Source organism: uncultured Oscillibacter sp. (assembly GCF_910587525.1).
Lineage (GTDB): Bacteria > Bacillota > Clostridia > Oscillospirales > Oscillospiraceae > Oscillibacter.
Genome location: NZ_CAJULS010000227.1, coordinates 1 through 2,399, shown reverse-complemented (window position 1 = coordinate 2,399; position 2,399 = coordinate 1). Strand labels below are relative to the sequence as shown.

General features: G+C 59.1%; 5 protein-coding genes. 2 read left to right on the top strand and 3 right to left on the bottom strand.

Features of this window, described 5'->3' with window-relative positions:
• The 3 genes from QZ326_RS12865 to QZ326_RS12855 form a co-directional block, all read right to left on the bottom strand.
• On the bottom strand, nt 1-1,025 hold a 1,025-nt coding region (locus QZ326_RS12865), incomplete at its 3' end, for a serine dehydratase subunit alpha family protein (protein ID WP_295745967.1).
• 82 nt (nt 1,026-1,107) lie between these two features.
• Entirely contained in the window at nt 1,108-1,416 is a 309-nt protein-coding gene (locus QZ326_RS12860) for a hypothetical protein (RefSeq protein WP_295745965.1), read from the bottom strand.
• Nucleotides 1,417-1,522: 106 nt separating this feature from the next.
• Nucleotides 1,523-1,666 (bottom strand): hypothetical protein, encoded by a 144-nt coding sequence (locus QZ326_RS12855; RefSeq protein ID WP_295745963.1) that lies wholly within the window; start codon nt 1,664-1,666, stop codon nt 1,523-1,525.
• Nucleotides 1,667-1,790: 124 nt separating this feature from the next.
• On the opposite strand from QZ326_RS12855, the gene QZ326_RS12850 reads away from it, so the two are divergent.
• Nucleotides 1,791-2,066 (top strand): type II toxin-antitoxin system RelB/DinJ family antitoxin, encoded by a 276-nt coding sequence (locus tag QZ326_RS12850; protein WP_295745959.1) that lies wholly within the window; start codon nt 1,791-1,793, stop codon nt 2,064-2,066.
• The gene (locus QZ326_RS12845) at nt 2,059-2,322 is read left to right on the top strand and encodes a Txe/YoeB family addiction module toxin (RefSeq protein WP_295745956.1); all 264 of its coding nucleotides are present in this window, start codon (nt 2,059-2,061) and stop codon (nt 2,320-2,322) included. Before QZ326_RS12850 ends, QZ326_RS12845 begins: the two co-directional genes overlap by 8 nt.
• Nucleotides 2,323-2,399 lie beyond the last annotated feature (77 nt).

Genomic DNA, 2,399 nt, shown 5'->3' with positions numbered 1-2,399 from the left:
GTGTGGGCGATCTCGGTAAAGCCGCCGCCGTTGAGATAGGCGATGGCCGCGCCGGCGCCGCACCCGGCGCTGACGGCTCCGCAGTAAGCGCTGAGGCGGCCGATGCCGGTCTTCATGTGAATGGTCAGCAGGTCGCTGAGAGTGACGGCCCGGAGCATGGCCTCGTGGCTCACCTGCAGTTCCTTGGCGTACTCAATGACGGGCACCGAGGCGGTGATGCCCTGGTTGCCGCTGCCGGAGACGATGATGACCGGCATCTCGCAGCCGCTCATGCGGGCGTCGGACCCGGCGGCGGCCATGGCCCGGGCGCGAATCTTGATGTCGTCCCCGTAGTGCTGGCGCAGCACCTTGCCGATGTTGGCGCCCCAGTCGTGGGCCATGCCCTCCTGGGCAATGGCGTAGTTGTAGTCGATCTGCCGCTGAACGATGTCCTGCACATCCTCGATGTCGCAGGTGTTCACAAAGTCCACAATGGCCTCCACGGACATGCAGCTGCGGTCCGTCAGGCCGCTGGCGCTGTCGGAGACCACGTTGCCGCTCTCCAGCAGGATCTCGCCGTTTTTCTCGATCAGGACGATGTTGGTGTGGTAGTCCGCAATGCGCAGGCGGACGGTGTCCGCTCCGGCAACAAGGGTGACGATGATATCAAAGACCACGTCCCCCGGGGCAGGGGCCACCCGGACTTCATGACCGGCGAGATAGGACTTGATCTCCTTCTTTTGGGCGTCGGTCACCTGGGAGATGACCTCCAGGATCTTTCCGGCGTCCCCGGCCACCGCGCCCGCGGCGGCAGAGGCCTCGATGCCCTTGAGGCCGCCGGTGTTGGGTACCACTACGCTTTTAACATTCTTGATGATATTGCCGCTGGCCTCCACCAAAATGCGCTCCGGCAGGCGGCCCAAAACCTCCCGGGCCTTGGCGGCGGCGTAGGCGATGGCAATGGGCTCGGTGCAGCCCATGGCGGGTACCAGCTCCTCCCGCAGGATCTGTATAAAATGGTGATAGCGCTGGTCGGTTTTCTCCATAGTTTTCCTCCTTTTCAGCGTTTGCCTCCTACCAGAGAGGGGAGGCGTTTCACAGATATGGTAGCATTTGGGAAGATCGTTGTCAAGGGAGCGGAGTGGCCGGTCCGGTTTCAGCGGTTGGGCGGCAGGGGCTGGACGAAGAAAGCGGCACGGACGGGGCGTGGGGACAGCGGTGGGTAAAAGAGCGGATCAGCCGGGTGCAGGCGGTCCGCCTCCCCTCGTAGTCTGCCTGGGGCAGCAGGAGGACGAACTGACCTGCGCCGCAGCGGGCGGCGGCATCGCCCCGTTGCAGACCTGCCCGAAGGACCTCCTCCAGATGGTCCATAGCCCGGTCCAGGCTGTGGCGGGCCAGAGAGGCATCCTCCGGCGCCGCGGCGGTGAGCAGGGCCACGTGGACCGGCCGGCCGCTCCGGGCCGCCGTCCTGGCGGCGCAGTGCCTTCTGCGCGTTGAGGGACCCGGCGGTCTGGCCTGCCCAGAGCAGGTCCGTCAGTTCCCGTCAGGGTACAGGCCGGGCCCGCTCACAGATTAGGAAGGCCAGCAGCAAAAAGAGTTTGCGGGAGCGTCCGCCGGTGAGCGATGCCTCTCCCCGGCGGAGGGAGAAGTCCTCCAGTATCTGCGCACGCAAGACGGGCGTATCCATGGAAATGCCCTCTTGAGGGATATTTTTTATACGGCATATTTCTCATCTAAATTTATCTGCGCAACGCATTGTATTGACAATTTGCATATAATGAAGCACAATCATTTATCATGGAGGTGCTGTTATGGCAAATGTATCTTTTCGTATGGATGACACGCTGAAACGCCAGACAGAGGCAATTTTAGAACAGCTCGGCTTAAACATGACCACAGCGATGACCATGTTCGCAAAAACGATTGTCCGGGAACAGCGGCTGCCCCTGGATTTGAGCATCGACCCGTTCTATTCTGCCGCCAATCAATCCAGATTGAAACGGACCATTGAGAACTACGAATCAGGCAAACCGGAACCCGTTAAAGAGTCCATAGAAGAGCTGGAGAGGATCGCAGAAGATGCTTGATTTACTGTTCCTCCCCGAGGGATGGGAAGATTACCTCTATTGGCAGACCCAGGATAAGAAAACCCTGCGGCGGATCAATACGCTCATCAAGGATATTCAGCGCAATCCCTTTGAAGGTATCGGCAAACCGGAGCCGTTAAAGAGCAGCTATCAGGGCTGGTGGAGCAGGAGGATTGATGAGGCGAACGGTATTGTATATAAGGCTGAGGATAGCCAAATTGTGATTGCTCAATCCAGGACACATTATGATTTGTAACAAATGTTTAGTCTGCTAAAACGTCCCTCAAATTGAGCAATGCCATTAAGTTAACCAGAAGTTACCAAAAAGATAGT

Bases quoted from the DNA above. Each gene is read 5' to 3' on its own strand.
- QZ326_RS12845 (WP_295745956.1), top strand. From the start codon at position 2,059: ATGCTTGATTTACTGTTCCTCCCCGAGGGATGGGAAGATTACCTCTAT.
- QZ326_RS12855 (WP_295745963.1), bottom strand. From the start codon at position 1,666: ATGGATACGCCCGTCTTGCGTGCGCAGATACTGGAGGACTTCTCCCTC.
- QZ326_RS12850 (WP_295745959.1), top strand. From the start codon at position 1,791: ATGGCAAATGTATCTTTTCGTATGGATGACACGCTGAAACGCCAGACA.